Below are 4,262 nucleotides of genomic sequence, written 5' to 3' on the forward strand. Positions count from 1 at the left end.
ATTTATAGGATTTATTTATTTATATCAATTTAATATATAGCGCACCGGCTACCCGCAATGAGAATGGCGGAATTTTTCACTACCGAAAGGAAAACAGGCAGCATTTACCATCTGCTTCTCACCCGTTATTCAGATACAACCCTGCGTGTTTTCAGAATTAACTGAATCAGGGTGAATAATGAATTTCACATAACCACAGCCATTTAAAATAAAAATGAAATACATTCTCATCCGGTGTTATTTAATCGGTTAAGCTCAAATAAATGCTATTTTCAATAAAGTCACGCAGTTATTTATCACTAAAAAAATCAATTTCCATAATATGGAGAGTTATTTATTTTGATTTAAATCAATTAATATTAAATATCTTATTTTTCTTCCGGGATAAATCAAATCTAATTAATCAGCTATTATCACCACAAAAAGAGTAAAAATAGTGAATAACACCTGAAAATGCATAATAAGACGATTATCCTTGTAAAACAGTCAGCTATTTATACGTAGGCGGACAATTTATATTCTGTTTATTATTCGTTTTAATAGTGATGATCACCTGAAACAATCATTTCATTTTCATCCTTTCTGTCTTTTTTAATGAGATGAGCATCAAAACCGATGCCGCCCGCTCATTCAGCGGCTTCCCGGGGGGAATTACCGGTTCTGATAGTCAGTAAAACACAACGGCCCGGATCCCGGGCCGTTTTTCTATCTGTTACTAACTGATCAGACCGTGTACCAGAATCACACCGATACAGATCGGTCCCACATAACGCCAGACCAGTAATAAACTCTGACGTTTCAGTCCGGTAATATTTTCCGGAATCAGCGCATTCGCTTTACGTGACCAGCCGAAAATCAGGCAGACAGCAATACCGAACAGCGGCATCAGAATATTGGATGTCAGGTAATCGAGGATATCAAAAATCGTTTTCCCGCCGAGCGTCACATCACTTAACGGCCCAAAAGATAATGACACCGGGATCCCCATCAACATAATCGATGCCGTCACCACCAGGCCCGCTCTGCGGCGTGTCCACTGAAAACGCATCTGAACATACGCCACAATGTGCTCCAGCAGTGAGATAGCAGATGTCAGCGCCGCCATCAGCAACAGGACAAAGAACGTCACTGCCAGCACAGATCCGCCCGGCAGATGGGCAAAGTACACCGGCATGGTCATAAAGGTCAGACCCGGACCGGCATTCGCTTCCAGACCGGCCGCCGCTAATGCAGGGAAAATCATCAGTCCGGCCAGCACACACACCATGCACGAGAGGATCACCACCCACATACTGGAGTTGGCAATGCTTTTGTTATCAGACAAATACGCGCTGTATGTAATGTGGATCCCCAGACCGATAGAGAGGGAGAAGAAAGCCAGCCCCAGCGCATCCAGCACGCCTTTGCCGGTCAGTTTGCTGAAATCAGGATACAGGAATAATTTCAGTCCGGCGGATGAGCCCGGTAAGCTTATCCCGACGATAATCAGCACGATCATAATAATAAACAGTAACGGCATCATTACTTTCACGGATTTTTCCAGCCCACGCTGCACCCCGGCCAGTACCACAAAGCAGGTCATCCCCGCAAACACCAGGTGGGCAATCACCGGCCACCACGGGTTACTGATAAAGCGGGTGAAAATGCCGGTCAGCTGGCTGCTGTCAGTAATGTTCAGCTCTCCGGCGGCGGCCATCACGGTGTAACCGATAGTCCAGCCACCGACCACGCTGTAGAAGCTGTAAATACACCAGGAGCTGAATACGCCGATAACCCCGATCCACGCCCAGTGGCGTCCCATCATTTTTTTAAAGGCGTTGACGGCTTCACTGCGGGTGCTGCTGCCGAGGATATTTTCAGCCAGTAATACCGCGAGACCGATAACAAAGCTGAATAAGAGGAAAACAACCAGGAAGGCGCCACCGCCGTTATTGGCGGCTACATACGAAAATTTCCAGATGGCGCCGATGCCGATGGCAGACCCGGCAGCGGCTAAGATATGACCAAAACGGGATGTCCATTGCTGACTCATACGGCCTCCTGCTGTGTTATCTGAGAGACAGAAGCGGCGGCAGAACAACAGACCGATCGTGAAACTGCGCTGATAATAATCCTTGCGGTAAAACCTGACATCATAGGAACTCTCCCGAAAAAAACAGTTCCACCAGCAGGTTTACACGCACAAAAAAGCCACCTTACTGGTGGCTTATGAAGAAAAACAGATAAACGAAGCCACCTAACTGAGTAGTAGGTTTAGGCTTAGCTGACGGTTCATCATGCGGTTCATCGGTTTACTCTTCTCTGAAAATCATTAATTTTTGCTTCACAGGCAGTGCCGTTATATGACACTGCCTTGACGCTCTTTTTCTCTTATACCACAAACAGAAAAGAAAAAAACACCCTTTTTTATTCTGCACTCATGGTTTTAAGCATTTTTGCAAATGCATCGATATGATGACGCTGCGTCACCGGGTTCATAAAGACCGCCTTTTCCCCCGGAATATACGCGAACCGGTTATGCTCCGCATAGGCCGAGCAGGCGATAGAATCCACCCAGTTGGTAAACAGTCCTGCTTTACCGCGTTTCAGGAACAGCTCACGATGCCAGCGGCTGTTGCGCACCATCATGTCATAGGCCGTTTTATCTCCGGCACAGGTCAGTTCGTGTGCAAACATTGCCTGCGGATCATTCACCAGTTTCGGTGAATAGAGACGGAAACCGACACTCGGCCCCTGGTTTTCCGGCACCATCACACAGGCATTGCCCATGGATAGCAGTTGGTTGCGCATGTAGTTCGCATTTTGCAGACAGTGCGCAATGATGGTCTGATAACCCTCAACCCCCAGATAATGCAATCCGGCATAAGCCCCGAACACACCGACACCGCTGCGGCTGCATTCAATGGTGGATTGCAGGTGAGTCTGCCCTTCCAGCGCATGCTCAAAATAGGTGAAGTTTTCCGGGTCATTTTCCAGTGCTTTGAAATCATCACCGTCACGCACCATCACCAGACTCGAGGTATACGGCACATAACCCCATTTGTGGAAGTCGATAGTGATGGAATCTGCATATTTCAGCTGTTTAAATTTCTCAACATTGTGACGCAGACCAGCCAGGGTGGCATCGTTAATCGCCAGCGGGTTGGTGTTAAAATCATAATCAATAAAGAAAATAATCGGCCAGCCGACCGCCGCATCCACGTGAATATGCGGTTTTTCTGTAATTTCGAACTCTTCACACAGGCGGTTGCGCAGATCATAAACCTGTTTGATTTCATCGACACCAAAGGTATCGGTTGTTCCCGCGGTCAGCAGGATCACCGGGATCTTACAGTGGACGGTATAGCAGGCACGGATTTGCTGCTCCAGATCCGCCAGGTCAATGGTGTTATCTGACGCCACCCGGATACGGATTGTTTTATTTGTGATATCCACACCTAACAGGGACAGGTTAGTCATATTGGAGTAGTGACCGCCCTGTGAGTTGATGATCCGGAAATCCTGATCAACGGACATCCCGAGATGTTTTGACTGTTTCAGCGATTTACGGATCCCGAAGAGATAGCCGTACAGATTGCACATGGTTCCGCCCTGGGTGAACAGACCGGATGCTTTGTCCGCATCATAGCCAATCAGATTGGCCACTTTACGGATAACGGTTTTTTCCATGTTATCCGCCACACCGGAGTATTCGCAGTACACCATGTTCGGGTTACCCAGCAAGCCCAGCATAGAGCCGTAAACTGCCGGGTCTGACGGCATGGCGATAACGTTTTCCACGGCCAGCGGGTTTTCCCAGTTTTTGCACAGCGCGGACGCAAACACCAGTAAATCATCCTGCCCTTCTCCCGGACGGATCACGTTCTGACGGACATGTGACTCACCGGCCAGTTGTGCAAAAAGATCCTTACCCTGCGGATAGCGGTTGATCTGCTGCACATCCGCGTCGGTGGTCTGGCGGAACTGAGTAATTGCCTGAATTTGCGGGTGATTAAAAATCGGCCATTTGCCGGGATCCCGGCTGAAGAAATCACTGATGACGTTTTGGTATTTAACTTCGAAATCTTTATTTAACGCATTCGCAGAGGCGAGCGTGATAAGTTCTGACTGATTCACAATGAGCTCCAAAATAGTAAATTACGCTGAGGTAATGTCATTACTTTGCGCCAAATTCATTGCATTTTAAATGATCTCAGAACTATAAATCACGTTACGAAATTAATAATAAAATCATAAATATCAATAATATATATACATTCAAT

The 4,262-nt window shown here is 46.9% G+C and carries 2 protein-coding genes; both read right to left on the bottom strand.

Annotation, left to right across the window (positions count from 1 at the left end; genetic code table 11):
* Positions 1-715 precede the first annotated feature (715 nt).
* Positions 716-2,032 carry a sodium-dependent transporter gene (locus GN208_RS17545; protein WP_004236374.1) on the bottom strand — a complete coding sequence of 439 codons (1,317 nt, stop codon included), beginning with the start codon at positions 2,030-2,032 and terminating at the stop codon, positions 716-718.
* Positions 2,033-2,406: 374 nt separating this feature from the next.
* Positions 2,407-4,116 carry a pyridoxal-dependent decarboxylase gene (locus GN208_RS17550; protein ID WP_004240468.1) on the bottom strand — a complete coding sequence of 570 codons (1,710 nt, stop codon included), beginning with the start codon at positions 4,114-4,116 and terminating at the stop codon, positions 2,407-2,409.
* Between the last annotated feature and the right edge of the window lie 146 nt (positions 4,117-4,262).

Source organism: Morganella sp. HSTU-ASny43, from assembly GCF_022819185.1.
Lineage (GTDB): Bacteria > Pseudomonadota > Gammaproteobacteria > Enterobacterales > Enterobacteriaceae > Morganella > Morganella morganii.

Bases quoted from the DNA above. Each gene is read 5' to 3' on its own strand.
- GN208_RS17545 (WP_004236374.1), bottom strand. From the start codon at position 2,032: ATGAGTCAGCAATGGACATCCCGTTTTGGTCATATCTTAGCCGCTGCC.